Source organism: Nocardia sp. NPDC060220 (genome assembly GCF_042727815.1).
In the GTDB taxonomy this organism is placed as follows: Bacteria; Actinomycetota; Actinomycetes; order Mycobacteriales; family Mycobacteriaceae; genus Nocardia.
The window spans coordinates 1-1,309 of sequence record NZ_JBHWZY010001293.1; the positions used below are offsets into that span (position 1 = coordinate 1).

General features: G+C 65.2%; 1 protein-coding gene. It reads left to right on the top strand.

Features of this window, described 5'->3' with window-relative positions:
• Positions 1-543: 543 nt before the first annotated feature.
• The gene (locus ACFWF3_RS36160; protein WP_378989081.1) at positions 544-1,167 is read left to right on the top strand and encodes a riboflavin synthase; all 624 of its coding nucleotides are present in this window, start codon (positions 544-546) and stop codon (positions 1,165-1,167) included.
• Positions 1,168-1,309 lie beyond the last annotated feature (142 nt).

A 1,309-nucleotide genomic window follows, 5' to 3' on the forward strand; every position in this document is an offset into this window, starting at 1 on the left:
CCCCCACATATAGCGAACCTGTTGTGACCCACAGTGTTGTCTTCCTGGAGTGGTGGACTATCCCTGGGGCGAACTCCCGGTAGCCGCTGTGCTCCGGGCGATGATGTCGGGAGAACCTGCAGTTCCAGGGCCCGACATCTGGCTGAACAGCAGGAATCGTTGACGTAACAATATTGCGTCAGCGGCGCGGCGGGCGCAAGCATTACACTCACCGTGTTTCCAGTTCGTAGTGGCGGGTAATACCAGGCTAAGGCAGCCTGATGAATGCCGGGGATCGGTTCGCCGAAAATTGGATTGAACGCCGACCGCCGTATTGATTAACGGCGGCGTTGCGTCATGTCGATACACGGTTGCGACCCCAACGATGCGCTATCGATCGCTTTCGGTGATCAAGGGCTGCGCGCGGTCGGGTTCGGCCCCCGACCCGGGCTCACGGGCCGCGCTACTAGGCTGTGCGACGAGCTGGGTGGCCTCGCGGGAATAGCGGCCACTCACCTGCTGTTGGGCCCAACGGGTACGGATGACGCGACAAGGGAGTCAGGCATGTTCACAGGGATCGTCGAGGAGCTCGGCGAGATCGTGGCCACCGAGGCGCTGACCGACGCCGCCCGATTGACGATCCGCGGCAAGCTGGTGACTTCCGATGCCGGGCACGGCGATTCGATCGCTGTCAACGGCGTCTGCCTCACCGTCGTCGACGTGATCGACGGCGACAGCTTCACCGTCGACGTCATGGACGAGACGTTGAAGCGCTCGAGCATCGGCGGCTTGGTCCCCGGATCGCCGGTCAACCTCGAGCGCGCGGCCGCATTGAACAGCCGCCTCGGCGGCCACCTCGTACAGGGCCACGTCGACGGCACCGGCGCCGTGCTGCGACGCACCCCGTCGGAGAACTGGGAGGTCGTACGGATCTCGCTGCCGGATTCCATCGCGCGCTATGTGGTGGAGAAGGGCTCGATCACCGTCGACGGCGTTTCCCTCACCGTCTCCGCGCTCGGCATCGACGACGAGCCGAACGCCGACGGATCCCGTGACTGGTTCGAGGTCTCCCTGATCCCGACCACCCTCGCCCTGACCGTCCTCGGCACCGCCCCCGTCGGCGCCACTGTGAACCTCGAGGTGGACGTCATCGCCAAGTACGTGGAACGCCTCGCCCAGCGAGGCTGACACCGATCGGCGCCGGGCCTCACCGAACACCCCGAGGCCACGCCGTAATGTAGGAAGTCATTGCCATCCCCCAGGGCAGTTTCTCGGCCGCCTCGATCTGGACCGACCAGAGGGTGCGACGAAGGAGTGCCCGCCGGGAGGG

Coding starts and splice junctions, on each gene's coding strand:
- ACFWF3_RS36160 (WP_378989081.1), top strand. CDS start 544: ATGTTCACAGGGATCGTCGAGGAGCTCGGCGAGATCGTGGCCACCGAG.